Genomic DNA, 26,500 nt, shown 5'->3' with positions numbered 1-26,500 from the left:
AGTAAGAGTCACTAGCATGTTTAGCTCTTACTTAACTTTGGGTCGGTAGAAGTCAAGTTTAGGCCAAAAAAAGCAGTAACTTGAATCATTCTAAGTCCTAAACCGTTGGTGTTGCCCCTATCGTAGCAGCAAGTCCCAAAACGTTCTGGGGATATAACAAAATCCTAAGCTTGTTTAGCGATGTTAATGTATTTGGGCTAAGATTTGTGTCAGGTAAAAAATATAGGTGGCTGCCAAATTAGCTGTGTGCTGATCAATGTCATGTGGAGGTGAGACCTCAACAAGATCAAAACCAATGACTTTGCCACTGCCTACAATATGCTGTAAAACCATTAAAGCCAGTTTTGGATCTACTCCCAAAGACTGAATGGCACTCACACCCGGGGCACTGCCCACAGCAAAGCAGTCCATATCAATTGTCAAATACACATAAGCTTGATTCTCTAAAAAAGTATCAACGATTTGACAAACTTTTTGGTAGCCCATTTGATACATATCTTGACCCGTTAAAAAGGAAATGCCTTTTGACTTAGAAACAAAGTCAAAGAGAAATAGATTGTTATTATGCTCTTGAATGCCTAAAACTAAGTAAGGAAAAATATCATGATGAGCCACATTGTCATCGAACATTTGGCGAAAGCCCGTGCCAGAATTAGGACCGGTTTGGTCATAAGGGCGTAAATCAAAATGGGCATCCATATTAATAACAGCTAATGGCTGGTTTTTAGGAAGGGAAGCTTTGAGTCCTAGATAGTGGCCATAGGCTGTACCGTGACCACCGCCTAAGACAATCGGACGAATATTGAGCGCTCGCATCCGCTCGATGGCTTTGGCTAAGCTTAGCTGCATTTCTGCCAAAGATTGGTTGGGCGCATCAATGTTGCCCAAATCAAAGACAGTGACATGCCTTCCGAGATGCCAGGGCATTTTAGCGATTTGACTGCGAATAGCATCAGGTCCTTCCACTGCTCCGACCCGTCCATGGTTAATATAGACCCCTTTATCGCTCTTAAAACCAATAAGGCCAAAGTTAATGCCTTCAAGTGGTTCTAAATCAGGGTTATTTAAATCAAGAAATTGGATAACCATACCCCATTTAGCATTGTATAGATTATCATCGTCAATGCCCCGTTGATAATAGGTAGCAGTCATCGGAAAATAATGATCAAGCATCAGTCAATCCTTTCTAAATAGTTGGTTCAGTTGCTTTACTTGCTATTTTGTTAAATATGCCCGTACTTGCGAAATAAAGTATAAAGAGCCTGTAATCACATAAAAATCTTGCTCACTACTAGGATCAATCTCTGCAAGCCAAGTCTGAAACTGTGCTACTTGGTGATAAGATTGAGGATAAGCAGATAAGGGTAAACTCTTTGGAAAGTCAAAACTCGTGACAGTAACCTGTCCAAGGTGACTTAGGGCAGCCAGCATAGGCTCAATCGGCTTATTCTTAATAGCCGCAACCAAAATATGGATCTTTTTTCCTGCAAACTGTTGCTCTAGTAAAGCCACCAGTGCAGCAATGCTTTCCATATTATGGGCACCATCTAGCATAAGGTTTGGTCCCATAAATTCTGTCCGGCCTACCCATTGGCTACTTGCCAAGCCCTGGCGAATATGCGTCAAACTGACTTGAGGAAAGTCTTTTTGCAATAATAACGCTGTCATAATAGCAAGGCTGGCATTGCGCTTTTGATGTTGACCTAGCATAGCTAAATGGAGATTATCTAAAGTGACCTCCTGGTAATGAAAATCAAAACCTTGCTCATGGAGATTTATTGTAAACTCGCTCCCTAAAAGATAGAGAGGACTATGACTTGCTTGACAACTGGCTCTAAAAGCGAAAAGAACATCTGGGCGGTCTGCTGCCAAGATTAGTGGCTCACCATTTTTTAAGACGCCGGCTTTTTGCTTAGCAATTGCTACATAGCTCTCACCTAAGAGGTCTTGATGATCTAAGCCGATAGAAGGGCAAACAACCGCCAAGGCCTGAAAGACATTTGTGGCATCCATCATTCCCCCGACTCCTGCTTCAATAATGGCAATGGCCACAGGCTGCACATGAGTAAAGTACAAAAACATCATCACCGTGATGATTTCAAATTCTGTCGCGGGAGCATAGAGCTTTGCCTGATCCAAGCGTTCGACGACTGGCTTAACCTGACTAACCAAATCAATTAATTCTTGCTCAGTCATCATCTGGCCATCAATGGCAATGCGTTCTCTAAATTCCACAATATATGGTGACGTAAAGGTGCCGACTTTATAGCCACTTGCAGTGAAAATGTGCTGAAGGTAGGAAACAGTCGAGCCTTTGCCATTGGTGCCAACTACATGAACAGCTGCTAGATGGCGCTCGGGGTTATCAAATTGTTCCAGTAACCACTTAACACGTTTTAGGCCTGGCTTTTCACCTTGCTTAAGGCGGCTATGGATCCAAGCCAGTGACTCTTGGTAATTCATGTTTACTCCTTTTATCTGATGCTGTATGGGCTGAGCTTGCACCTACATTATAAAAACTTGGTTAGTCCTTGTCAATCCCACAGCAGCAAAGCAAAAAGATAACTATACTAGAAGAGTTTGCCGATAAGCTGACAAACTCTTTTAAAATACGAAAACTTAGTAATGGGGTGATGGGGTTACTTGTTGGTTTAGCTGCAAACCCTTAAAAATAGTTGAAAACTAATACTGAATGGATAGTTGGACAGCTTGTTCCACACTTGCTAGAAATTCCTCACTTTCAACAACCTTTGAGGCCTTATTCAACTCTTCGTAGATTTCAATATCCTTATCAAAGGCAATAAAGTTGATATTTTTACGAATCATATCATAAGCAGGCTGGGTTCCCTTGCCTAATCTATGATTTTCAGGCTTCAAATCCAAAGCCTGACAGGCAGCCATTATCTCAGTAGCAACTATCCGGCGAGCGTTTTGCAAAATTTGGCCTGCCTTACGAGCAGCCGTGGTTCCCATGCTGACAAAGTCCTCTTGATTTTCACAAGACGGTATCGAGTCCACACTAGCTGGATGCGCCAAAATTTTATTTTCAGAAGCCAGGGCAGCACAGGCATATTGGGTAATCATAAAGCCTGAATTTAAACCTGGGTGTTTGACTAAAAAGGATGGTAAATGGCTGAGCTGGCTATTAACAAGCCGCTCAACACGACGCTCAGAGACATTACCAATTTCTGAGAGGGCGATGCCTAAAAAATCAAAAGGTTGAGCCATTGGTTCCCCGTGGAAATTACCACCTGAGATGACCTTGCCATCTTTACAGATAATTGGATTGTCCGTAACAGCATTGATTTCGATTTCGACTTTGCTTTTCACATAGGCAATCGAATCTTTGCTTGCACCATGAATCTGTGGTATACAGCGAAGCGTATAGGGATCTTGTACCCGCTGTTGACTTGCTACAGTTGTATTGCCTGAACCTTCTAGCAAATGACGAATATTATGAGCTGTTGCTAGTTGACCACTTTGTGGTCGAATGGTATGCAAATCGTCATCAAAGGGACTAGAAATACCATTGTGAACTTCTAAGGATAAGGCCCCAGCAATATCTGAGAGTTTCAATAATTGAATGCCATCATAGGTTGCCAAAGCACCGATCGCTGTCAAGACAGTGGTTCCATTAATCAAAGCCAGACCTTCTTTAGCAGCCAAGGCAATCTTTTGAATACCTGCTCGCTCAAGTGCTGCTTGACCAGACAGTAATTCGCCTTGATAGTAGGCCTGACCTAAGCCAAGCATTGGTAAAACCATATGGGCTAAAGGAGCCAGGTCACCAGAAGCTCCTAGGGAGCCTTTTTCTGGAATATAAGGATGCACACCCTTATTCAATAATTCCAAAAGTTTTTCAATGGTTGACAAACGAATACCAGAATAGCCCTTAACTAAAGAATTAATCCGAATAAGCATAATTGCCCGAACAGCATCTTCTGGCAGCGGGTCACCAAAACCACTCGAGTGGGTCCGAATTAAATTTTCTTGGAGTTGAACGGTGTCCTCAGGAGAGATACTGACATTACAAAGGGAGCCAAAGCCAGTCGTCACCCCATACACAATCCGTTTTTCATTAACGATGTCATCAACAATTTTTCGAGAAGCCTTAACATCACATACAGCTGATTCAGCGATTTGACAGTGGACGCCTTTACGTGCTACTGCTATGACATCTTCTAGTGTTAAACTTTTGCCGTCTAAAGTAATCATTTCTGACATAATCTTTTCCTCCTATTGAACGTCATGATGGCGGACCTTCCGAGAAGAGTCCTTACGCCCATGCATAAAGAAATAAATCGTACTTGCGATAGCAACCCCGATAAGACCATAAACCACATTCATCACATTATCACCGATAATCATCAATAGACTGATCACAACAGCGACAATGGGGATGACAGAACCAAAGGGCACGCGAAAAGTAAGCTGGGCTTTTGGTTCTAGTTTCCGCATTTTGATAACTGCTAGTGCAGTGGGAATATATTGGAAGAAGCGAAAGACCACACTAAGCGTGGCTAATTTTTCAAAGGTCCCCGTTAACAATAAGACAATTGCAATGCCGCTTGAAATGGCAATAGCCACTGTAGGAGCAGCATTTTTATTTTGCTTAGCAATAAAAGCAGGTAGGAGGCCCTCATCTGCGATGGCAGCACCGTAGCGGGGAACCATGATTGACTCCCCCATATTAAGCCCGGTGATAGAAATCAAGGCGCCAATTGAAACGAGCCAAGCGCCAGCAGGACCGATCATTTTGACAAAGGCATCCTGTACTGGGGCCTTGGTGGACATGATGGCTCCCCCAAGCATAGCAATGGTTCCACCAATAATAAGCATGTATAAAATGGACACAATTGTGATTGAAGTTAAAATGGCTCGTGGGACATTCTTTTGCGGATTTCGCATTTCTCCTGCAACAATAGAAAGTGTTTCAAAACCGATAAAACCGTAGAAAATATAAACAGCTGTACCTGAAATCGCACTAAATAGATGGTCACCAGCTTGTAATTGTAAAAAGGGGGTAAAGTTACCAAGACCATTTTTGAAAAAGAAAAGCGTACATGCTGAGAAGGCAACAATCGGAATGAGTTTAGCAATTGTTGCTGTAATCGTTAAAATTTTTGAGGTCTTTAAACCAGCAATATTCATCAAAGAAAGCAAAATCACTAACCGATACTCAAGGGGACATTCCAGCCTTCCAATGTCGGAAAAGTAATAATGAACATTTTAGCAAAACCAGCAGCCATTGCCGCCCAAGCAAAAATGGTGACGGCCCAGCCTAAAATACCAACATTAAAACCAATAAAATCGCCAAAGGCTCGCTTGGAATATTGAAAAGCTCCGCCATTTTTACCAAAGTAGCCAGCAACCTCAGCAAAACAAACCGCAAGCATAATGGTAAGGATGGCCGTTCCGGCCATGACTGCAATCGAAGCCGGTCCTAATCCCTTATAAATGCTTTGGGGAAGTAGAAAAATCCCTGAGCCAATGACCGCATTTATGCCATAGAGCGTCGCGCCACCCAAGCTGAATTTAGCGTCTTCGCTTTCAGCTACACGTCTTTTTTGTGAATCCATAATCATGCTCCTCCTTAAAGAGCCCATAAGCACACCAGCCAAATCCCATTGTTAAATGCTAATCCTACCCCAAAAGCAAATGAATTGCTGCTGCCTTTGCCATTAAAGGAAATGATGCTTTAAATCCTGCTTTCCTTACTTATTACAATGAGACTAGCTTCTTAGACTATTGCTTTTTAGCTGCTGCTAGATAGCCATACGGATTAAACAAAAGCAGGGATGGGTTGCAGGGGCTAACCACTACAAATAGGATGAAAGTTACTGGCCAAGGCTCATAACTAACCATAATAATTATTATACCTTAATTTATCATCCCTGCCTTTACCATGCTTGCTATTTCATTTTATTCTTCCAAATAAGAAAGGAGGCAATCATGGCGCAAGCAGTTTTAAGAGGCGATTAACTAGTAAAATTAATGGCCCAATCAAGCATTAAGGTTATGGGATGAACAGCTGATCAAACACTAAAGGATGCTAGCGGCAATCCAAAGCTAGCCGCTGGTACAGGATACCTAAAACACCTCTTAGACAAAAGCAAAAGACTAAGCAAAGTGCACGTGATCGTTATTAAGCCTTGTTTCTTGAACCGATTGACGCTTAGTCATCATTGCGTTTGCAGTTACTAGAACAACTATTGTAACAATTATGTCTTACTTAGAAAAGGCCTGTGATATTGCCAGCATCATCAATATCAATTTTTTCACTTGCTGGTTGTTTTGGTAGTCCTGGCATCGTCATGATGGCTCCAGTTAAGGCAACAATGAAGCCTGCTCCTGCTGAAACTTTAAGATTGGTAATCTTGATAGTAAAATCTTTTGGTGCACCAAGTTTTTTAGGATCATCAGAAAAGGAATATTGTGTTTTGGCCATACAAATAGGGTAATGACCAAAACCAAGCTCTTCTAATGCCTTTAATTCTTTACGGGCTGCAGCTGTTAGGGTAATGCCCTTGCCACCATAGACTTTAGTCACAATTTTAGTAAGTTTCGTTTCAATGCTATCATCTTCTTGATAGACAAAGTTAAAATGATGATCTCTCTGGGCTAGTGCAACAACTTTTTCTGCTAGTTCTCGACCACCGGCTCCGCCTTTTGCCCAAACATCTGAAATAACAACGTCTACTTGACGTTTTTCACAGGCATCATAGACAGCTTGCAGTTCTGCATCGGTATCTAAAGGGAATTTATTAAGAGCAACAAGGACTGGCAAGCCATACACTTCTTGAATCGTTTCTAGATGCTTATCTAGATTAGGAAGGCCTGCTAAGACAGCCTGAACATTTTCAGCACCCAGATCTGCTTTTGCCACGCCACCATGCATTTTTAGGGCCCGAATTGTAGCCACTAACACCACTGCTGCTGGGCGAAGGCCTGCAAGCCGGCATTTGATGTCAATAAATTTTTCTGCCCCAAGGTCTGCCCCAAAGCCAGCTTCTGTAACGGCATAATCGGCATATTTCAGGGCTAATTTGGTGGCTAAAACACTGTTACAACCATGGGCAATATTGGCAAAGGGGCCGCCATGGATGATTGCTGGAGTATGCTCTAGAGTTTGTACTAAGTTAGGATGAATAGCATCTTTTAAAAGCGCAGCCATGGCACCCGCAGCTTTTAAATCTCCAGCTGTAACTGGAACCCCTTGGTCATTATAACCGATGATGATTTTCTCAAGTCGTGCCTTTAAATCTGATATGGAAGTGGCTAAGCAAAGGATGGCCATAATTTCTGAGGCGACAGTGATGTCATAGCCGTCTTCTCGAGGTACACCATTAACCTTACCTTGCAGACCATCTACAATATGCCGTAATTGGCGATCATTCATATCCACAACACGTTTCCAGGTTATCCGGCGGCTATCAATCCTAAGTGTATTGCCATGGTGAATATGGTTATCAATTAAAGCAGCTAAGAGATTATTAGCCGCACCAATCGCATGAAAATCACCCGTAAAATGCAGGTTAATATCTTCCATTGGTACTACCTGGGCATAGCCTCCCCCAGCAGCACCGCCTTTCACACCAAAGACGGGACCTAAGGAAGGCTCACGTAAAGCAATGACAGCTTTTTTGCCAATGTGAGTGAGTGCATCTACCAAGCCAACAGAGGTAGTGGTCTTACCTTCACCTGCTGGTGTTGGTGAGATGGCTGTGACGAGAATGAGTTTGCCGTCTTTTTGCTTATCTAGCCTTGCTAAGCGTCTGGCATCAATTTTGGCTTTATAGTTTCCATAAAGCGTTAAATCATCTTCTGCAATGCCGATAGACTTAGCAACTTCAAGGATTGGTTTCATGGGCACGGAGTTTGCAATTTCAATATCTGATTGAGCCATAATGTCTCCTTTTCATCACTATTATAAATTGTTTTCAATTTCTTGATAAATCTTATCTGCAAGTTGGCTTCCTTGATCTAGCAAAGCCTGAGCTTGGCTCTTATATTGTGCAACAAAAGCCGCATCCTTAATAGCAGCTAGATTAATCAAAACGTTTAACCAAGCGCCTTGAAGTCCTGCCTTGAGATTTAAGGCCGCCACACCCAAATCGCTAGCTGCATTAGTATTGGAATGGCCAACAGCTCGATTGGTAACCTCAATTGCTTCAACAATTTTACTCATCATCTCAAAAGGTGACTTAGTTGCTTCTTGTAGAGCCTCTTGCATAGCTTTTTGGCGAGCTGCCTTTTGTTCATTGGTCGCTTTAGGTAGCTCAAACACAGCAGAAACTAAATTAAAGGCTTGAGTATCTTTATCAATCGCTGCCAGTAAGTCTTGTTGCAGCCTTTGACTATCTTTGTGAATCGCAACCATCAAATCTTGCACTGCTTCATATTTCTTCTTACCCAGTGTCAATTCACAAACCATTTTGGTTAAGGCAATGCCGCTTGCAGCAGAAAGAGCCGCAGCCGAACCACCGCCAGGAGCTGGGGCGTCTGAGCCGAGCATTTCTGCAAAATCGCTTATAGTTAATTCAACCAATTTCATCGAACTGCTCCTTTTAATCTAGTAGATGATTTTCAAGTATTTGTTTGTGGTAATCAAACGCTTCAACCTGCAAATAATATTCCGCACAATCAACCAAAGCTTTAGCTGGTGCTAAGCCAATGACTTCTGAGCCAAGGATAGCAACCCCATAGCGACGAGCCTCAAATTTTATGGTTTCAAACGTTCGATACAGGGAACATTTTTCAAAATTCACCATATTCATAGAAACTTGAGCAATCTTGCGGTCTTCTAGCATTAAACCTATCGCCTTGCAGTATTTGTACCCACCACTTGATCCTCGCAATATTTTTGCTATTTTTTTAGCAATCTCAACATTGTCTGTATCTAGATTCACATTAAAAGCAACCAAAGGCATTCTTGCGCCTACCGCAGTCACACCAGCTGTGGGATGAATGCTACGATCGCCATAATCTGGAGCCCAATCCTCTTCTTGCAGCTTTTTAGGCATTCCTTCAAATTGACCTTTCCGTACTTTAGCAAGATTTTGACGTTCTGGCCGACTAGCAGAGGCTTCATACAAAAAGATAGGAATATGCAACTCCTTATTAATACGTTGAGCAACTTGCTTAGAAATGTCAATACATTCTTGCATGGTAATGGATTTGATGGGCACAAATGGACAGACATCGGTTGCCCCCATTCGAGGATGTTCACCTTCGTGCTTCGTCATATCAATATGTTCAGAGGCATATTTTACTAGCTGAAAAGCTACCTCTTGAATACTCTTTTCATCTCCAACTAGAGTAAAGACGCTACGATTATGACTCGCATCCGATGAGTAATCAAGGAGTGTGACACCTGGAATACTTTTTGCTACTGCAACTAACCCATCAATGACCTCTTGATTCCGTCCTTCTGAAAAATTGGGAATACATTCTACAATTTTTGCCATAATTTTTTCTCCTTAAAAGCTTTTTTTACATCACAAGATTGGTCAAAAAGTAGCCTGCTAAAAAGCTTTGCACTGTCACTAAACAGAGATGTCACCCTGAGCCTAGCTACGATGAACTGATAAAAAGCTAGGGCAGACTACTCTTGATCAAAACTAGGCAAATCACCTACTCATCAAATAATTTTTGAACAGAAGCTTCTACAAGTGCTTCATCTGTTAGATAGGGGATAGTAATGTGGTTGCTTCCTTCTCGTAATTTATTATATTCAATAGCAGTTTCAATAGCGTGTTCATTGCGAGCCCAGTTACGACGAGCAACACCTCCCATGGTATCCCAAGCAATCGCCGATTTAATAATCTCATCAATTCGTTTACTGCCATCAAGGACTAAGCCAAAACCACCATTAATGGCTTTTCCAATCCCTGTACCACCACCATTATGGAGAGCCACCAAGCTCATACCACGCGCAGCATTTCCTGCATAGCATTGAACCGCCATATCTGCACAAACATTGGAACCATCCTTAATATTTGAGGTTTCTCTAAATGGAGAATCTGTCCCTGAGACATCATGGTGATCTCGTCCAATCATGACCGGACCAATCTTACCTTGACGAACCAACTCATTAAATTTAAGCGCGATATTAACCCGACCCATACAATCTTGATAGAGAATGCGAGCTTGGGTACCAACTACCAGCTGATTTTTCTCAGCATCACGAATCCAATTATAGTTATCCCGGTCTTGATAGCGACGATTAGGATTAATAACAGCCATCGCAGCCTTATCTGTAGCCACCAAATCATCATGGTTACCACTCAAGCAACACCAGCGAAATGGGCCATAGCCATAGTCAAAAAGCATTGGTCCCATAATATCTTCTACATAAGAAGGCCAGATAAAACCATCCTTATCATCAATACCATTCTTTGAAATTTCTGTAATTCCTGAATCATAAACAGCCTTCATAAAAGCATTGCCATAATCAAAAAAATAAGTTCCTTTTGCTGTCAAGGCTTTAATGGCTTGGAAATGGCGTTGCAAGGTTTGATCCACCAATTGGCAAAAGTGCTCCTTGTCTTTGGCAAGCAAGTGAGTTCGCTCAGCAAAACTAATGCCTACTGGACAATAGCCACCATCATAGACATTATGGCAGGAAGTTTGATCTGACAGTAAATCCACTGGGATGTCATGATCATTGACATATTCGAGTAAGTCAACAATATTACCATGATAGGCAATTGAAGTGGATTGTTTGGCCGCTTGAGCCTCTTGGGCAAGAGCGACTGCTTCTTCCACAGATTCGGTTACTTGACTCACCCAACCTTGGGAATGCCTGGTTTCAATCCGTGATGCATCTACTTCAGCAATGATAGCTACTGCTTTAGCAATTTCTCCTGCCTTCCCCTGCGCTCCACTCATACCACCAAGTCCTGAAGAAATAAAGAGTTTGCCGGTTAAATCACCATCATCTGCAATACCTAATTTGAGCCGGCCAGCATTCAACAGAGTGTTAAAGGTTCCATGCACAATCCCTTGTGGGCCAATGTACATCCAACCACCTGCTGTCATTTGACCATAATTGGTAACACCCATTTCTTCAGCAATTTCCCAGTCCTTCATGTTGTCATATTCTCCAACGAGCAGGCCATTAGTGATAACCACACGGGGAGCTTCTGGTTTAGATTTAAAAAGCCCAAGAGGATGCCCTGATTCCACGACTAGGGTCTGTTCCTCAGTCATCACTTCAAGGTATTTTTTAATCAGATTGTACTGCATCCAATTGGCACAAACAGAACCTGTTTCCCCATAGGTAACTAATTCATAGGGATAAAGGGCAATTTCAAAGCTTAGGTTATTGTCAATCATCACTTGCATCGCCTTTGCTGCTGTGCAATTCCCCTTATACTCATCAATTGGCTTACCATAGATGCGTTCTTTAGGGCGAAAACGGTAACCATAAATGCGGCCACGAGTTTTTAATTCTTCGAGAAATTCAGGAATCACTTCTGCGTGATATTTTTTAGGGACATAGCGCAGTGCATTTTTTAGAGCTGTTTTTGTTTGTTCTTGAGTCAAACGAAAACCTCTATTAGGTGCACGCCGAATGCCTTCTTGAAAAACAGTTTTTTCAGGTAACACATCATCCAATTTTACTGTCATTGCTGCTGCAATCTCAGCTTCACTATAATGAGTCATAGCAAGTCCTCCTGTCACCATCTCTACGATGCCATTATTTTCACCCATAGTTTAGGCAGTCATCGCCGATTAATTGTCAAATTTTATAAAAAAATGATTTTAAGGTGCCTAGTTGTAATCCTCTAGCATTTTTGACTTAAATTTGACGTTTAAGACCTACTATTTAGACAGATTAAGATATAATAATAGAAAAAAAGGAGTTGTCACATATGATTGCAGATTTAATTCTTGTTCATTTCAATCAGATTTTTGCTCCTCATGATTTGGGACATCCTCTGTATGGGGCGGAAATGAGAGAAGCTGACATCATTGAAGATGGTTACATCGCTATCAAAGATGGGAAAATCCTGGCCATCGGCAGTGGTCAGCCAGACAATGAACTGATTGGCCCAGCCACACAAATAAAAGCCTACAATGGCAAAATTGCAACTCCAGGTATCATTGATTGCCACACCCATCTTGTCTATGGGGGGAGTCGTGAACACGAATTTGCCCAAAAATTAAATGGTGTCCCTTATCTTGAGATTCTTGCTCAAGGGGGTGGGATTTTAAACACTGTGCGCGCAACCCGTCAGGCAGATTTTGATACCTTATATGATAAAACCAAGCGATTGCTAGATTATATGCTCCTACACGGTGTCACTACTGTTGAAGCCAAAAGTGGCTATGGTTTAGATTGGAATACGGAATATCGACAATTAGAGGTAGCACAAGCTTTAAACAAGGATCATACTATTGATCTTGTTTCTACCTTCATGGCTGCGCATGCTATTCCACCAGAATATCAAGGACGCTCGAAAGAGTATTTGGACTTGATTGTTAATGATATGCTTCCACTCGTTAAAGGCCAGAACTTAGCGGAATTTTGCGATATTTTTTGCGAAAAAGGCGTTTTTACAGCTGATGAATCACGTTATCTCTTAGAAAAAGCCAAAAAATTGGGCTTTAAACTGCGCATTCATGCCGATGAAATTGCATCAATCGGTGGTGTTGAGGTGGCCGCTGAATTACAAACCACTAGTGCTGAACACCTGATGATGGCCACTGACCAAGGCATGGAAGAATTAAGCAAAGCTCATGTAATTGGTAATCTATTGCCTGCCACAACCTTTAGTCTTATGGAAGATACCTATGCTCCAGCCCGTAAAATGATTGAAAAAGGCATGGCTATTACCCTATCAACCGACAGCAATCCCGGTTCTTGTCCAACTGCAAATATGCAATTTGTCATGCAACTAGGGTGCTTTATGATGCACTTAACGCCAATTGAAGTCCTAAATGCTGTCACTATAAATGCTGCATATTCTGTCAATCGACAAGAAACCGTTGGTAATTTTGACAAAGGAAAAGAGGCAGACATCAGTATCTTTGACGCCCCAAATATTGACTATTGCTTCTACTTCTTTGCCACCAATCTTATTCATCAGGTCTACAAAACTGGTCAGCTCGTTGTCGATCAGGGTCGACTTACCGATAAATAAACCAAGTCACCTTCACCACTTTTTAGAGATCAATTGACAGACCTACAGCACAAAAATCAAGACATCTAGCATCTAAAAGGAGCGCGCTCATAAACAAGCCCGCTCCTTTTGTATCATTGGTCAAAATATGTGATTCCCTGCAATTAAAAATAGTTTGACAGTAGCCCAGTAAAGAATTAGTCACAACGGCTCTAATTGTTTACCTTTTTTGCCAAAGCGATCTTACTACTGCATTTTTGCTTGACTACCTTTGACCAATCAAAAAGCATAGACTATACGAAACAATAAAAGCTAAACCGATGGTCAGCAAAAGAGCTAAACACTGTCCCAAGAAGTGTTGTAGTAGGCAGCAGGCTGTTAGGAAACTACCGGTGAAACCACCCAGGCCATTGATTGCAACAGAATCAACCGCATCATTGACGGCCACTTTTTTGGTAAGAAACTGTCTTCCCCAATAACTAAGTGCACTGCTAAGCACAATGACAAGTAAAAAAGACACTAGCGATAGCTGAGGCCACTGAAAAAGTCATCATAAAAGATGGCTTTTTCAGTGGCCTCCACTTTACATCCTCTCTTTTATTTGTTACACTAAATTAGTTAACCAGTTAAGTATTGTACGCATTTTTAGTAGATTTAGCAAGGAGAAAAGATGACAGACTACACAATTGTGATTATTGGTGCTGGTGCTGCTGGAATTGGTTTTGGTGCAGCCCTTCGACAATTTAATCTGAATGATTTTCTGATTTTAGAGCAAGGACAAATTGGGGATAGTTTTACCAAATGGCCCAAAACGACCCGCTTTATCACCCCCATCTTTCCCGACAAATGGTTTTGGCTTTCCAGATTTAAATGCCGTAGTTCCTGATACATCCCCTGCTTTTACCTTTGAAAAAGAACACTTATCTGGTTCAGAGTATGCTAACTATCTACAACGTGTCGCTGCTCATTATACACTGCCAATCAAAACCCAAACCCCAGTCACAGCCATTGAGAAACAAGCAGACCACTATCAAATCCAGACAGACACCCGCCACTATAGCGCAAAATATGTGATTATGGCTACAGGAGAATTTCAAAACCCCAATTCAGTCGGTATTAAAAATGCCCATTTAGGGATGCATTATGGTCAAGTCGATAGTTTCCAGGTTAAGTCAGAACAGCCCTTTTAATTATTGGCGGCAACGAGAGTGCCTGTGATGCTTTGACACACCTTGCCTACTTAGGTAACGAAGTTCATCTTTTTACTGATCATTTTGGACAAAATACCACTAAACCCGATCCTAGTATCTCTCTGGCACCCATCACAAAAGAACGTTTAGCCAGCATCAAAGCTCAGGCAGCTGGGCGTGTCTTTATCACCGAACATAAAACAGCCCAAGAAATCACCTATTCTAAGGGCACTTATACGGTTGTATTTAGCGATGGTAGTCTTGCCAAAAGCTCACACCAACCTATTTTAGCTACCGGTTTTGCACCCAGTTTTAATCAAATCGCTGGCGCAGAACTCTTTGAAAAAGATCAGCACGGACTGCCATTGGTCACCGAACAAGATGAATCAACCCGCTACCAACATTGCTTCCTCATTGGACCTAGCCTGCGTCATAGTGAAACCATTTTCTGTTATATCTATAAATTCCGACAACGGTTTGCTCCCATCATTAGAGAAATTGCACAACGCGAAAAGTTGCCAATTGATAAGCACGGCTTAGCTTTCTACCAAACAAATCAGATGTATCTTGATGATTTGTCCTGCTGTCAAGTCAACTGTGATTGCTAAGCTTTTATGATATAATAAGGAGGTGAAAGGAGTTAGAGATGAAAAAAGAATATATCTCCTATCTGTCAGGGTTAATTTTTATCATCTACGCCCTCCTCATCAGTAACAAACTGTTATTCCTTAGCTTTGGCTTAGTTCTATTCATTATCGGTTACGCAGATCGCATCAAACACAAGTAAACTCTCAAACCAGACTGAAAAAGAAAGCTTCCTATAAGATGCTTTCTTTTTTTTCGTTCGTTGTTTTAGCATAGCTAGTAAAAAAGCAAAAGCATTTTTCATTCTTGGCTTATGGTCAAGAGGGCTTTTACGAAACAATAACAGTAATAGAAACTAACTGTAAATTTAGTAAATCAAACCAGCCCTTGCCTTCTTTGAGCGCCTAGCTTTAGTTTTTAGCCTATACTTGAATTGAAGCTAACAGCATCACTACAGCTACTGTTGACAACTAGTTATTTTTCAACGCTTTGACTAATTGTTCAAATTCGTCATTGGTTAAGGTAATGCCTTTTCCCATCTTAGCATGGTCAGGGCTCCAGCTTCGAATGTCCCACTTAGGCTCTGCACCATTAAAAGAGACACGGTTTAGTTCTTTTGTCCAACCTTTTTCGCTTTCAGATAAGGTGAGTAGATGTTCTTCAATAGAAAATGTAAATTCTGACATAAGTTCCTCCTACTTATATATTCGATAATACTCTCTCAAACTATCCTTATTTTAGCAAGAAATAATAAAAATAGCGACCTCATTTTAAGTCCACTAAAGGCCTTTTTATTTTGTTTTATAACTCTAATCAAGTTTTATAATTCTAATCAAAAGGACGGATGGTAATGACGCGTCTGCTTCTAAAGCAAAGAAAACTAGTAGCACCCCTTAAAAGCATCGGGGATAAAGGTTCAACCTCAAACAAAAAAGCAGCAGCCTTTCTTTTGATGTGAACTGAGCCTCAAAAAAAGTTAGACACAAATGCACCGCACCCCCAAAAGTTAGACACAAAATCTAATTTTTTTCTTAGGAGACGATGCACTAGAATGCTGCTTTGTGCATTTTTTATGACTATTTTGTATGCTAGAGAGTCCGTTAATCACGATTTTTTCATATTAAGACCTTATTGTCCTAAAATCCTTTGCTCTTAAGCACGGACCGTTTGACTCGTGCCATCTTTACGATAAAGGTTCACCAAGCCTTCTTTGCAGGCACGGATCATATCACCAGGTTTAACAGCCTGAGGGACATCAATGGATAGTAATTCCATAGGATTGGGTGCTCGCTTAATGGCCTGCCCATCTGCATCCTTTAAGTTGTGAATAGTTGTCTCAAAGTGACGAAAACCTGGTCCGTAAAATTCAACCCTATCACCTTCAACAATAACATTTCGTTGACGGATGGTTGCCCGCATCGCTGCTTGGTCAAAATCAACCACTTCAGCGACAAATTTGTATTGCGGAATTTTGCGCCGAGCTCCAAAAAGCTGCTCATTTTCACTTGGGATATGATAATAAAAACCAGTTGCTAATTCTCGCTGAGCAACTTTCCACAGTTCATCAATCAGATCATCTTTTATAGCATAGAAGGCTTCTGGACTTTCCATGTAAGCATCCACCGCTGCTTTATAACAATTGGTAACTGTTGAAACATAGTGGATTGATTTCATCCGACCTTCGATCTTAAGACTATCAACGCCATTTTCAATCAAATCTGGTATATGCTCTATCATACACATATCTACCGAAGACATTGAATATTCCTCTGGAATCTCTCCCCTTAAGGATTGGCGCTCGCTGCCAAAGGGCATTTCATACAGATCATACTTCCAACGACAAGATTGTGAACAGCCTCCTCGGTTAGCATCACGATGGCTCATATGATTCGATAAAACACAACGTCCTGAGTAAGAAATACACATAGCCCCGTGAACAAAGGCCTCAATCTCAACGGCTGTTTGCTTACGGATCTCAGCTAGCTCAGCCATGTTAACTTCACGAGCCAAAACAACACGCGTCAGCCCTACTTGTTTCCAAAATTCAAAGGTTTCATAGTTAGTTGACGAAGCCTGGGTAGAGAGATGAATGTCTAGACCTGGTGCTTCTGTTGAACAAATAACAATCAAGGCGGGATCTGAAATAATCACTGCATCAAGTCCCATATCGCGAAGCTGTTTAAACCACGCTCCCGCTCCCGCTTCGTTGCCTTCGTGTGTGACCATGTTGGCAGCAACATAGACTTTTGCCCCACGCTTATGGGCATAATCAATCCCTTCTTGCAACTCCTCCATGGAAAAATTTCCTGCTCGGCTTCTTAAACCATAAGCTTGTCCTCCGACAAATACCGCATCTGCACCATAGTCTACTGCAACCTTTAGTTTTTCCAAAGTTCCAGCAGGAGAAAGTACTTCTGGTCGTTTTTTTGCTTGCTTTGCCATGCTTACTTTAATTCCTCTTTTCCTTACAAAATACTATTTCACGGTTTTAGGATCAAGATCATAAAAACCAGTATCTAAGCCTCTGTTCTTTGGATGATGTTCCTTTAAGATGGCTCCAAATGCTGCTTGAGTTTGCTGGTTCCACTGATGAGTCTCAAGTAATTGCCCAGCTTTTACAAATAAGTTACAAATGGCTAGGAAATCATCACCCGGACAATAAATCCCATCTAATTTCCAGTGGGTTAAACCATGATCATATAATTCCTGTAATTTTGATAGCAGATTGACATCATTATTCATAAAAATATGGGTCCCATGCTTATCTTGATAAATCGAATAATGGCTGTCATGGTCGCTTGGTTCTGCTAAAAATAAATCTCTTTGGCGAGAAACAGCCTCATCAATATGCGTAAAATGGTAGTAGTTTTCAAGTAAAGGCCGCTTTGAGTGGTGAATCACCGAAGCACCATAGACCAAGATCTCAGCAGGATAGGCAATCTGATCTGCCAAAATAAACAGCTCCTCAGAAGGAATTTCCCGAGCTAATACGGTTTCAACAGCCCCATGCTGCCCCCAAAAATTAACTTGACGGCTAGATGTGGCAAAAACAGAAGCGTCATAAATCAATTTGAAGTGATAATGATCACGCTTATTAACATAAAAAAGCCCAGCATCACCGACTGTTAGATAGTCTGCCTGAATCTCCTTGAGAAAATTTAAAAAAGGTTTGATGGAATCCATCATTCCTTGATGCATTAAAGCATTGCATGCTACCGTTAACTCTTTTCCAGCTGCATGGACTAATTGGGCGATTTCCCTTAGTTCTTCACAGGAAAAATTATAGGGGAGGCGCAGGCCATAATTTTCTTCCCCTACATAAATACGATCAACTCCAAGCTCCAACAGAGCTTTGACTTGTGCTACACTTTCAGCAGTTGCTGTTATTATTACTTTTTTCATACCAAAATCATTATAACAGATTTCACAAAAAATGAGCAGATTTCTTGCATAAACTCAATTTGTATGTTAAATTCCCGCTTTCTTTAAAAAACTAATGACAAATAGACTATTTTGTGGTAGAATTACTTAGTATCTTGGAAGGAAAGGAGAGGACGATGTCTGCACCATTGAAGCAATATCATGACTATGAAGAAGATGTCCACGTTGAGGACAGTCCTAAGTTTCATGAATTTCCAGTAAAGCAATCGCAACCATCTGGAGCTAAACTTCAAGAAGTTTTTTTCTTTGCCAAAATCGCAACGTTTAGTTTAGTAGCTGTCTTATTTGCCTTTGTCCTTCTCGCATTTAATTTAGCACCTCTATGGTCTTTCCTTATTGCGGGACTCATCAGTCTTGGTATCACTTCATTTTTAAGTCATACCGTAGCAGCATTCCTAAAACACTAAAATCAGTTATAAAAAGTAAAAAACCGAAGAAACCTACCTTGCTAAGTTTTTTCGGTTTTTTACTTGTCCTTTTGCTACAATGACACTCTTAATGAGCTAAAGCAAAAAGGCACAGCTGCTAGAGTTGAAGTTAGCTAAATTAGCGGCAGCAATTGCTAATCAAGCACAAGGAGCTCATCTCACTATGTATCAAGCTCCACGTGACTATTACTATCGAAGGCTAATTTAATTTACAAAAAAACGAATGAAACGAGAAAGGTGATAAAGCCTTACCATACTTCATTCGTTTTTACTTGTTGTTAGTACGTTATGAACTGAGCAAGATAAACTTTCCCATCCTGATAAGCATCAGTTGTTTTTTCTTTTGAGCGCAACCATACCACCAACTACCAAAATAAGCGGCTATGATTAGCGATTGGCATCCTTAGAATCCACGGCTTCGTCTACCTCTTGGGCTGCTTTTTCCAAAACTTCTTCTGGTGTCACTGGCCGTTCAAAGTCTGATTTTAAATTTTTGGTAAAATCATCGTCCTTAGCAGATGAGGAGGTTGGAACTGGCTCTTCAATATCAGAATAATCAATAATAATATCGTCTTCATTAACAGTTTCACTGGCTTGGCCTGAGTTCTTGGCTTGGTTTGTTTGCTCTGTAAACTGTTGGCTTGCTTTTTGCACAAAGGCATTGGCTTTTTCTTTAACCGTATCAACTACTTGTTCAGGAGTTAGTTCACCAGATTCAAACTTGTTCTTATAGCTGGTAAAAGTATCTTTAGCTAGATTTGAGTATTCGTAGCTTTTGTCCTTGGCCATTTTATGGTAATGATCAGGGTTAGCTTTGTAATCCTCAAATGCCTGTTCAACGCGTTCTTTGACAACCTTACCTTTTTTAGTGGTTAGGAAATAAGCTGTCGCAATTCCCGTTGCAGTACCGATAATAACTGATTTAAAAAATTTACCCATGATTTTTCTCCTTTTTACGAAAGATTTTTGAGGCTGCTTTTCCAACTAAAGCCGCTTTACTGGCTTTTGAGACGCTTGAAGTCGCTGTGTTAGCTTTTTGACCTAAGCTACGCGCATGAACATTAAGATCTGACACGGTCTCAGAGAGATCAGCAATGGCGAGAAACAAAGGGTCAATGGTTGAAACCTTGCCATTAACATCTTCAACCAAGACATTAGCCTTTGCTAGAATTTCATTAGTCTGATAAAGGGTAACGTTAACGTCACTAGTCAAAACTGAAATGGTTTTTTTTGTTTCATCAATCACTTCAGAGACTTTTTTCAAGACGAGAATTAAGAAAATAACTAAGGCTACAAAAGCTAATGCAATAATAAGTAATGAAATACCAACTAAGTCCATAAAATACTCCTTTATTTCCCTCTTATGGCTGATAATAAGGGATGTTTGCTTGTTTTCTGCGATAAAGAATGAACCCTATTCCCACTAATATCAACACAAGGGATAAGAGCTGCGAGACACGTATTCCCATGAAATAGAGGCTATCTGTTCGCATTCCTTCAATAATCATGCGACCAAAGCCATACCAAATCAGGTAAAAAGCAAATACTTCGCCATCTAAAAGCAATCTAGGTTTTCGGCGTAAGCTAATGATGATGATAAAACCAAGAAGGTTCCACAAAGATTCATACAAAAAAGTCGGAATGCGGTAACTCCCATCAATATACATCTGACGTTGAATGAAAGCAGGTAGGTAGTTAAGACTTGCAACCGCCCGGCCATAGGCCTCCTGGTTGACAAAATTGCCCCAACGCCCTACAGCCTGAGCAAGCAAAACGCCAGGAACGGCAATATCAAGAAAATGAATAGGATTTAGATAGTTGTAATAACAGTAAATCCAAAGCACTACCGCACCGGTTAAAAGACCGCCGTAAATGGCAATGCCGCCATTCCAAATAGCAAAGAGCTCATTGAGATGATCTTGATAATAGGACCACTCAAAAACTACATAATAGAGTCGTGCGCCAATAATGGCTAGAGGAAAGGCAATCAGGATAAAGTCAATAACCTGATCACTCGTCATTTTTTTGCGAGGTGCTTCTTTTGCTGCAAGGTAAACGGCTAAGAGCAGTCCTGTCATGATGCAAATGGCGTACCAATGGACGCTAAAGGGACCAAGCTTAAATGCTACTGGATTAATCATTTAGCGCTCCTCATTTTTGCTAATCAAATGGGTTAGCCGATCTTCAAAGGTTTTCGTCGCATCAAAGCCCATTTGGCGCGCTCGGTGATTCATGGCAGCAGCTTCAATTACCACAGAGACATTGCGCCCCGTTTTAACAGGAATACGAATGCAGGGAATCTTGACACCAGCATATTCAATATCTTCGTTGCCATTGCCCAGGCGATCAAATACTTTTCCCACTTCGAAATTTTCCAAATAAACGGCTAATTGGACTTGAGAGGAATCCTTTACAGCGCTAGCTCCATATAAAGACATCACATCAATGATCCCTACACCGCGGATTTCTAAGAGATGGCGTAAGATTTCAGCGGGCTCCCCCCAAAGTGTCTCTTCATCTTTAGCATAAACGTCCACACGATCATCAGCCACCAGGCGGTGCCCCCGCTTGACTAATTCTAAACCCGTCTCGCTTTTTCCGATACCGGAATCTCCCTGGATCAGCACGCCCATACCATAAATGTCCATTAACACACCATGCACACTGATACGTTCAGCAAGCGAAGCGTCTAGAAAGTAGGACAATTCCCCAGATAGACGACTAGTGGAAATGCGACTTTTGAGGATGGGGATGTGCTCTTCCTTGGCCGCTTGGATCATTTCTTCTGGAATAGAGAGGTTTCTAGAAATAATGACGGCTGGGGTCCCTTTTTGGAACATTTCTTTGAGCACGGCATAGCGATTGCGGGCGGTCATCTTGATCAGATAGGACCACTCCTTCATTCCAATCAGCTGAATACGTTCTGGAGTATAGTAGTCAAAATAGCCAGTCATTTCAAGGCCGGGCCGCGAAATATCAGAGGTGGAAATTCCCTTATCTAACATAGCATCGGTGCCATAGATGACTTCTAATTTAACTTTTTCAACTATTTTTTTAACGGTAACAGGCATAAATCCTCCTTTGTTCTATTATAACATAAAACAAAAGGGAAACGATTTCATTAGGTTTTTAAAATAACTGTATGTTTAGCCTTTTCTATTTGTCCTATTGTTAAAACCATTAGACCAAGAATTGTGATTAGTGTTACCAGAACCAGCCATCTTCTTTATCTGTTTCTTCATGGACGACCTCGGCGTCTTTTCGCTTACGCGGACCCTGTCTTTGTGTGCGATAATCTCTTTCTAAGTCTTCTTTATAAGGTAAAAAGAGAGCTAGCAAAATATAGATAACAGCCACAAATTGATTGAAGAAAATCAGACTGGCTGTTAAAATTCTGGCTAATGTTAAGTCCCAGTGGTATTTATCAGCTAAACCAGCAACAACGCCACCGATGAGTTTTTTTCGACGCAATTTATAGAATTTTGTTTCCATAGAGTTCCTCACCTTCTTTTCCTTATTATACTGCTTTATAAGGATAAAAGAAATCAGCCTTTTGACTGATTTTTTAGATCTAATTTTCCTTTACAGTGCCCACAGACCAACCGTGTTGTATCAATGGCGCGCTGCCTGCGGTAGATTTGATAGCAGCCTTGACATTGATAAGTGTACCTGATCTTAACCGTTCTTAGTGGTGGCGTGTATCTTAAGCCATCGACTGCTGCTAGTAGGTCTTTAAAGGTTTGATCACGATGATGAAATCCCTTATTGGCATAATAAAGGTGGTAATGACACAGCTCATGCCGCACTATTTTCCGAAAAACATCTAAGCCCAATTCTTGATAAACTTTTGGATTAAAATCTAAGTGACCATCTTTTGGGAAAAAGCGCCCGCCAGTTGTTTGCAAACGCGGATTCCAGCTAGCTTGATGTCGAAAGGGTTTACCAAAGTCTGCTTTAGAAACCTCTCTCACATAATCATTTAGTTCCATCTGGAGCCAATAAACTTAAATTAACTTTATGGTGCTCAAGATCAATCCTCGAAACCCATACGGTTACGAGGTCGCCCACCGCAAGCACCTGACTAGGGTGGTTGACAAAGGTCTTGCTCATCTCAGAGATATGAATGAGACCGTCTTCGTGCACACCAATATCCACAAAAGCTCCAAAATCAACCACATTGCGGACTGTTCCTTCTAATTTTTGACCAATTTTTAAATCTGCCAACTCTAAAATATCTTGGCGCAGGACAGGTGCTTCGAAATCATCACGTAAATCCCGACCCGGTTTTAACAAATCACTAATAATGTCCTTTAGGGTTTCCCGGCCAATGCCAATTTTGTCAGCTAAGTCGCTAATAGATGCTTGCTGTAATTTTTCTTTAGCAGCTTGGTCTAACTCATTGATTTCAAGCTCTTTTAATAAAAGCTGAACTGCTGGATAGGACTCTGGATGGACGCCGGTATTATCTAGCATATTGTCACCATTTGGAATGCGTAAGAAACCAGCAGCTTGCTCAAAGGCTTTGGCACCCAAACGAGGGACATTTTTTAGCTCTTCTCGACTGGCTAAGCGGCCATTAGCTTGACGGTAACCCACGATATTTTCAGAAATGGCTTTATTGAGTCCAGAGACATGAGAAAGCAAGGTGGCACTTGCTGTATTCACATTGACACCTACCTGGTTGACCACCGTATCAACCACGAAATCGAGATGTTCGCTAAGCTTTTTTTGACTAACATCGTGCTGATACTGACCAACACCAATGGACTTGGGATCAATCTTAACCAGTTCAGCTAAAGGATCTTGTAAGCGTCTAGCGATGGAAATGGCTGAGCGTTTTTCAACCGTTAGATCTGGGAACTCTTTGCGGGCCAATTCTGAGGCGGAGTAGACTGAAGCCCCGCTTTCATTAACAATAACATAAGAAGTCTGTGGAAAATCACTGAGCACATCAGCAACGAAAGCTTCGCTTTCACGACTAGCTGTTCCGTTACCGATGGCAATGATTTCAATCGCGTAGGTCTCAATGAGTTCAGTCAAAGTCTGTTTAGCTTCTGCAATTTTAGTTGGATTGGCAGGAGGAACAGGATAGATGACTTGCGTGGTAACTAAGGTGCCCAACTGATCGACCACGGCTAGTTTTGCCCCTGTTCGAAAGGCGGGGTCAAACCCTAAAATCATCTTTCCTTTTAGAGGAGAAACCAGCAAGAGATTGCGAAGATTTTCAGAGAAAAGCGCAATAGCACCATCTTCAGCTGCTTCGGTTAGCTCCACTCGAATACGGCGTTCCATTGCTGGAACAATTTTTTTCTTAATGGTTTGATTGATCACCTCTAGAATGTAAGCATTGCTTTCTTTAAAGCGCACGCTAAAAAAGCGTAGCATCTTATCTAGATTATGCTCAAAACCAACCTTTAATACACCGAGTTTTTCGCCACGGTTCAATGCTAATGTCCGGTAGCCCTGCATTTTGGCCACGCGATCAGAAAAATCATAGTAAATGCTAAAGATTGCTTTGGGGTCGGCTTCCTTATCTTTGACAGTTGAGCGAATCAAACTGTACTGCCAGATTTCATTGTAAACCCAGGAGCGCAGTTTGGCGTCTTCTGAAAAAGCTTCAACCAAAATAGCAACTGCGCCAGCCAAGGCGTCTTGCGCTGTTGGAAAGGCTTCTGATAGATAATCTTGCGCCTTTAGCTCAAGTGGCTCAGCATTTTGCAAAATCAAGCGTGATAAAGGTAAAAGTCCAGCTTCGCGGGCAATGGTGGCCTTGGTTCGTCGTTTTTCTTTGTAGGGTAGGTAAAGTTCTTCTAGGTCTGTTAATTTTTCCGCGGCAAGGATGCTTGCTTTTAGGCTGTCAGTTAGTTTGCCCTGGGCTTCAATCTTGCTTAGGATTGTTTCTTTGCGTTCTTTGAGATTTTGCAGGGATTTGTTCAAATCAATGATAGCCTTGATTTGGACCTCATCTAAATTTCCAGTCGCTTCTTTGCGGTAACGTGCGATAAAGGGAATGGTGTTCCCTTCTTCCGTCAGGGTTAAAACCTGCTTAATTTGGTCTAAGGTTACAGCAAGTCTAGTGGCAATTGTTTCAAGTATCTTATTTTCTTTCATAAGGCTTATTATAGCACATCCCTTACCCAGTTTTACAGTTCTATTTGCGAAGTTGTCCCTAAAAAGAGGTTGACAATAATCAACCTCAGCACTTATAAATTGGACAATTCTTAGAAGATATGTGAAGGTCGCTTGTCCCTTTCTTTTGGCCACAAAAAGTAAAGATAAGGGCTTTGCCAATGACGCGTTTAGCTAATTTAATTCTATCAATTCACCTGTTTCTAAATAGACCATGCGTTCACAAATAGTCGCAATATAATCACCAAAACGCTCTAGATGCCCCAGTATCTTTAGATACTCCGTTCCATTGCGGATTGAGGCTTCTTGGACCTTCATCAGATCGATGACTTCCTTTGATAGGCTATAATACAAGGCATCAATAGCCTCATCTTGTTTGGCGATGGCTAGCGCATCTTTGGCAGCATGCTTTGGAAAGCTATCTAGCAATTGGTCTAGCATTTTTAAGGCCTTTTGCCCTACTTCATGCAGGCCCTCTTCGATTTCTGTAATCGCATCAGCTGCCCGCAAGTGTAAAATAGATTTAGAGACACCAGCCATGTGGTCACCCATGCGCTCTAAGTCCGAGCAGGCAGACATAATGGTAATGACCAAGCGTAGATCCGTTACCTGGGGCTGTTGTAGGGCTAGAATGCGGGCGCAGGCCAGTTCAATATCAACCTGGAATTGATTAATCATTTTGTCGCCTGCAATAATATGCTCTGCCATATCCTGATCCTTCGCTGATAGGGCCAACATGGCCTTGGAAGCTGCCTCTAAAACGCAATGTCCCAAGGTCAAAAACTGCTGTTCCAGAAGTTGCAATTCAATCGCAAATTGTTCTCTCATCTTAGCTTGTCCTTTCCTTAACCAAAGCGGCCCGAAATATAATCTTCTGTTCGTTTATCTTTTGGATTGGTGAAAATATCGATGGTGTCACCAAATTCACAGATTTCTCCCGTCAGGAAAAAGGCGGTTTTATCCGAAATACGTGAGGCTTGTTGCATATTGTGGGTAACGATAATAATCGTGTACTCTTTTTTTAGATTTTGCACGAGATCCTCAATTTTTAGGGTTGAAATGGGATCCAAAGCCGAGGTGGGCTCATCCATCAATAAAACGTCAGGTTCAACAGCAAGAGCACGCGCAATACACAGTCGTTGCTGCTGACCTCCAGATAAGGACATGGCACCCTTGTTTAGGCTGTCTTTAACCTCCTCCCAAATGGCTGCGCTTCTTAAGCTTTTTTCCACCAGGGCATCCAAGACTTTTTTATCCTTAATTCCATGCGTACGCGGGCCATAGGCAACGTTATCATAGATGGACATAGCAAATGGATTGGGTTGCTGAAAAACCATGCCTACGCGCTTGCGAAGGTTGTTTAAATTCATGTTTTTATCGTAAATGTTGGTGTCATCTAAAAAGACTTCTCCTTCAATGTGGCAATTAGGCACCAAGTCATTCATCCGATTCAGAGTTTTAAGAAAGGTTGATTTGCCACAACCAGATGGGCCAATCAGCGCTGTAATTTGCCCCTCAGGGATGGTGATGGAAACCTGCTTTAAGGCTTGAAAGTCCCCATAATACAAATCTAAATTGTTAACACAAAAAGTTCCCATTC

The 26,500-nt window shown here is 41.5% G+C and carries 22 protein-coding genes and 2 pseudogenes; 4 read left to right on the top strand and 20 right to left on the bottom strand.

Annotated elements, in window-relative coordinates; translation table 11 throughout:
- Window positions 1-183: 183 nt before the first annotated feature.
- The 8 genes and pseudogenes from K5J94_RS05435 to K5J94_RS05400 all read right to left on the bottom strand — a co-directional run bounded on the left by K5J94_RS05435 (window position 184) and on the right by K5J94_RS05400 (window position 11,667).
- A complete protein-coding gene (locus K5J94_RS05435; RefSeq protein WP_221912586.1) occupies window positions 184-1,173 on the bottom strand; it encodes an arginase family protein in 990 nt (329 codons plus the stop codon).
- A gap of 42 nt (window positions 1,174-1,215) precedes the next feature.
- On the bottom strand, window positions 1,216-2,463 hold the full coding sequence (locus K5J94_RS05430) for a bifunctional folylpolyglutamate synthase/dihydrofolate synthase (RefSeq protein WP_221912585.1): 1,248 nt from the start codon (window positions 2,461-2,463) through the stop codon (window positions 1,216-1,218).
- Between the two features lie 219 nt (window positions 2,464-2,682).
- A complete protein-coding gene (gene hutH / locus K5J94_RS05425; protein WP_159564247.1) occupies window positions 2,683-4,224 on the bottom strand; it encodes a histidine ammonia-lyase in 1,542 nt (513 codons plus the stop codon).
- A gap of 12 nt (window positions 4,225-4,236) precedes the next feature.
- A pseudogene (locus K5J94_RS05420) lies at window positions 4,237-5,579 on the bottom strand (APC family permease).
- A 653-nt stretch (window positions 5,580-6,232) separates the two neighbouring features.
- Window positions 6,233-7,906 (bottom strand): formate--tetrahydrofolate ligase, encoded by a 1,674-nt coding sequence (locus tag K5J94_RS05415; protein WP_159549359.1) that lies wholly within the window; start codon window positions 7,904-7,906, stop codon window positions 6,233-6,235.
- A 21-nt stretch (window positions 7,907-7,927) separates the two neighbouring features.
- A complete protein-coding gene (locus tag K5J94_RS05410) occupies window positions 7,928-8,554 on the bottom strand; it encodes a cyclodeaminase/cyclohydrolase family protein (RefSeq protein ID WP_159545326.1) in 627 nt (208 codons plus the stop codon).
- A 13-nt stretch (window positions 8,555-8,567) separates the two neighbouring features.
- Window positions 8,568-9,467, bottom strand: a complete 900-nt coding sequence (ftcD, locus tag K5J94_RS05405) for a glutamate formimidoyltransferase (RefSeq protein WP_159549362.1) — start codon at window positions 9,465-9,467, stop codon at window positions 8,568-8,570.
- 166 nt (window positions 9,468-9,633) lie between these two features.
- Entirely contained in the window at window positions 9,634-11,667 is a 2,034-nt protein-coding gene (locus K5J94_RS05400) for a urocanate hydratase (protein ID WP_221912584.1), read from the bottom strand.
- 209 nt (window positions 11,668-11,876) lie between these two features.
- Between K5J94_RS05400 and hutI the strand changes: the two genes are divergently transcribed.
- From hutI to K5J94_RS05385, 3 genes and pseudogenes are all read left to right on the top strand, one after another.
- The gene (gene hutI / locus K5J94_RS05395; RefSeq protein WP_159564255.1) at window positions 11,877-13,148 is read left to right on the top strand and encodes an imidazolonepropionase; all 1,272 of its coding nucleotides are present in this window, start codon (window positions 11,877-11,879) and stop codon (window positions 13,146-13,148) included.
- Between the two features lie 649 nt (window positions 13,149-13,797).
- Window positions 13,798-14,925 (top strand): annotated as a pseudogene (locus tag K5J94_RS05390) (NAD(P)/FAD-dependent oxidoreductase).
- A gap of 38 nt (window positions 14,926-14,963) precedes the next feature.
- A complete protein-coding gene (locus tag K5J94_RS05385; protein ID WP_221912583.1) occupies window positions 14,964-15,104 on the top strand; it encodes a hypothetical protein in 141 nt (46 codons plus the stop codon).
- 268 nt (window positions 15,105-15,372) lie between these two features.
- On the opposite strand, the gene K5J94_RS05380 is transcribed toward K5J94_RS05385, so the two are convergent.
- From K5J94_RS05380 to K5J94_RS05370, 3 genes are all read right to left on the bottom strand, one after another.
- Window positions 15,373-15,588, bottom strand: a complete 216-nt coding sequence (locus K5J94_RS05380) for a YdbC family protein (protein ID WP_159545338.1) — start codon at window positions 15,586-15,588, stop codon at window positions 15,373-15,375.
- Window positions 15,589-16,054: 466 nt separating this feature from the next.
- Window positions 16,055-17,344, bottom strand: a complete 1,290-nt coding sequence (locus K5J94_RS05375; protein ID WP_221912582.1) for a peptidase U32 family protein — start codon at window positions 17,342-17,344, stop codon at window positions 16,055-16,057.
- Window positions 17,345-17,377: 33 nt separating this feature from the next.
- On the bottom strand, window positions 17,378-18,304 hold the full coding sequence (locus tag K5J94_RS05370; protein ID WP_221912581.1) for a peptidase U32 family protein: 927 nt from the start codon (window positions 18,302-18,304) through the stop codon (window positions 17,378-17,380).
- Window positions 18,305-18,459: 155 nt separating this feature from the next.
- Between K5J94_RS05370 and K5J94_RS05365 the strand changes: the two genes are divergently transcribed.
- Complete coding sequence (locus K5J94_RS05365; protein ID WP_159564261.1) at window positions 18,460-18,750, top strand: DUF3270 family protein; 291 nt, start codon at window positions 18,460-18,462, stop codon at window positions 18,748-18,750.
- A gap of 408 nt (window positions 18,751-19,158) precedes the next feature.
- Here the strand turns inward: K5J94_RS05365 and K5J94_RS05360 are convergent, their stop codons facing one another.
- The 9 genes from K5J94_RS05360 to pstB form a co-directional block, all read right to left on the bottom strand.
- Window positions 19,159-19,710: a YtxH domain-containing protein gene (locus K5J94_RS05360; RefSeq protein WP_159564263.1), complete on the bottom strand. Its 552-nt coding sequence runs from the start codon at window positions 19,708-19,710 to the stop codon at window positions 19,159-19,161.
- Window positions 19,703-20,110: a DUF948 domain-containing protein gene (locus tag K5J94_RS05355; protein WP_159545348.1), complete on the bottom strand. Its 408-nt coding sequence runs from the start codon at window positions 20,108-20,110 to the stop codon at window positions 19,703-19,705. The genes K5J94_RS05360 and K5J94_RS05355 overlap by 8 nt, the downstream gene beginning before the upstream one ends.
- A 22-nt stretch (window positions 20,111-20,132) precedes the next feature.
- Window positions 20,133-20,912, bottom strand: coding sequence for a prolipoprotein diacylglyceryl transferase (lgt, locus tag K5J94_RS05350; protein ID WP_159545350.1), 780 nt, complete (start codon window positions 20,910-20,912; stop codon window positions 20,133-20,135).
- Entirely contained in the window at window positions 20,913-21,842 is a 930-nt protein-coding gene (gene hprK, locus K5J94_RS05345; protein WP_159564265.1) for an HPr(Ser) kinase/phosphatase, read from the bottom strand. It abuts the gene before it with no gap.
- Window positions 21,843-21,975: 133 nt separating this feature from the next.
- Complete coding sequence (locus K5J94_RS05340; protein WP_159561101.1) at window positions 21,976-22,263, bottom strand: PspC domain-containing protein; 288 nt, start codon at window positions 22,261-22,263, stop codon at window positions 21,976-21,978.
- A gap of 53 nt (window positions 22,264-22,316) precedes the next feature.
- Complete coding sequence (locus K5J94_RS05335) at window positions 22,317-22,760, bottom strand: SprT family protein (protein WP_159564269.1); 444 nt, start codon at window positions 22,758-22,760, stop codon at window positions 22,317-22,319.
- A complete protein-coding gene (locus K5J94_RS05330) occupies window positions 22,747-24,882 on the bottom strand; it encodes a Tex family protein (RefSeq protein WP_159564271.1) in 2,136 nt (711 codons plus the stop codon). Before K5J94_RS05330 ends, K5J94_RS05335 begins: the two co-directional genes overlap by 14 nt.
- Window positions 24,883-25,074: 192 nt before the next feature.
- Window positions 25,075-25,728, bottom strand: coding sequence for a phosphate signaling complex protein PhoU (gene phoU, locus K5J94_RS05325; RefSeq protein ID WP_221912580.1), 654 nt, complete (start codon window positions 25,726-25,728; stop codon window positions 25,075-25,077).
- 17 nt (window positions 25,729-25,745) lie between these two features.
- Entirely contained in the window at window positions 25,746-26,498 is a 753-nt protein-coding gene (gene pstB / locus K5J94_RS05320) for a phosphate ABC transporter ATP-binding protein PstB (protein WP_159545758.1), read from the bottom strand.
- Window positions 26,499-26,500: the final 2 nt, after the last annotated feature.

Source organism: Streptococcus halichoeri (genome assembly GCF_019774635.1).
GTDB classification, from domain to species: Bacteria; Bacillota; Bacilli; order Lactobacillales; family Streptococcaceae; genus Streptococcus; species Streptococcus halichoeri.
This window is presented reverse-complemented; position numbering and strand designations above follow the sequence as displayed.

Excerpts from the sequence above, each read along its gene's own strand:
- K5J94_RS05330 (WP_159564271.1), bottom strand. The coding sequence starts at position 24,882 with ATGAAAGAAAATAAGATACTTGAAACAATTGCCACTAGACTTGCTGTA.
- phoU (WP_221912580.1), bottom strand. The coding sequence starts at position 25,728 with ATGAGAGAACAATTTGCGATTGAATTGCAACTTCTGGAACAGCAGTTT.
- K5J94_RS05335 (WP_159564269.1), bottom strand. The coding sequence starts at position 22,760 with ATGGAACTAAATGATTATGTGAGAGAGGTTTCTAAAGCAGACTTTGGT.
- K5J94_RS05360 (WP_159564263.1), bottom strand. The coding sequence starts at position 19,710 with ATGGGTAAATTTTTTAAATCAGTTATTATCGGTACTGCAACGGGAATT.
- K5J94_RS05400 (WP_221912584.1), bottom strand. The coding sequence starts at position 11,667 with ATGACTCATTATAGTGAAGCTGAGATTGCAGCAGCAATGACAGTAAAA.
- K5J94_RS05340 (WP_159561101.1), bottom strand. The coding sequence starts at position 22,263 with ATGGAAACAAAATTCTATAAATTGCGTCGAAAAAAACTCATCGGTGGC.
- K5J94_RS05380 (WP_159545338.1), bottom strand. The coding sequence starts at position 15,588 with ATGTCAGAATTTACATTTTCTATTGAAGAACATCTACTCACCTTATCT.
- K5J94_RS05435 (WP_221912586.1), bottom strand. The coding sequence starts at position 1,173 with ATGCTTGATCATTATTTTCCGATGACTGCTACCTATTATCAACGGGGC.
- K5J94_RS05430 (WP_221912585.1), bottom strand. The coding sequence starts at position 2,463 with ATGAATTACCAAGAGTCACTGGCTTGGATCCATAGCCGCCTTAAGCAA.
- hprK (WP_159564265.1), bottom strand. The coding sequence starts at position 21,842 with ATGCCTGTTACCGTTAAAAAAATAGTTGAAAAAGTTAAATTAGAAGTC.
- ftcD (WP_159549362.1), bottom strand. The coding sequence starts at position 9,467 with ATGGCAAAAATTGTAGAATGTATTCCCAATTTTTCAGAAGGACGGAAT.
- K5J94_RS05370 (WP_221912581.1), bottom strand. The coding sequence starts at position 18,304 with ATGAAAAAAGTAATAATAACAGCAACTGCTGAAAGTGTAGCACAAGTC.
- pstB (WP_159545758.1), bottom strand. The coding sequence starts at position 26,498 with ATGGGAACTTTTTGTGTTAACAATTTAGATTTGTATTATGGGGACTTT.
- hutI (WP_159564255.1), top strand. The coding sequence starts at position 11,877 with ATGATTGCAGATTTAATTCTTGTTCATTTCAATCAGATTTTTGCTCCT.
- hutH (WP_159564247.1), bottom strand. The coding sequence starts at position 4,224 with ATGTCAGAAATGATTACTTTAGACGGCAAAAGTTTAACACTAGAAGAT.
- lgt (WP_159545350.1), bottom strand. The coding sequence starts at position 20,912 with ATGATTAATCCAGTAGCATTTAAGCTTGGTCCCTTTAGCGTCCATTGG.
- K5J94_RS05375 (WP_221912582.1), bottom strand. The coding sequence starts at position 17,344 with ATGGCAAAGCAAGCAAAAAAACGACCAGAAGTACTTTCTCCTGCTGGA.
- K5J94_RS05410 (WP_159545326.1), bottom strand. The coding sequence starts at position 8,554 with ATGAAATTGGTTGAATTAACTATAAGCGATTTTGCAGAAATGCTCGGC.
- K5J94_RS05355 (WP_159545348.1), bottom strand. The coding sequence starts at position 20,110 with ATGGACTTAGTTGGTATTTCATTACTTATTATTGCATTAGCTTTTGTA.
- K5J94_RS05365 (WP_159564261.1), top strand. The coding sequence starts at position 18,460 with ATGTCTGCACCATTGAAGCAATATCATGACTATGAAGAAGATGTCCAC.
- K5J94_RS05385 (WP_221912583.1), top strand. The coding sequence starts at position 14,964 with ATGAAAAAAGAATATATCTCCTATCTGTCAGGGTTAATTTTTATCATC.
- K5J94_RS05415 (WP_159549359.1), bottom strand. The coding sequence starts at position 7,906 with ATGGCTCAATCAGATATTGAAATTGCAAACTCCGTGCCCATGAAACCA.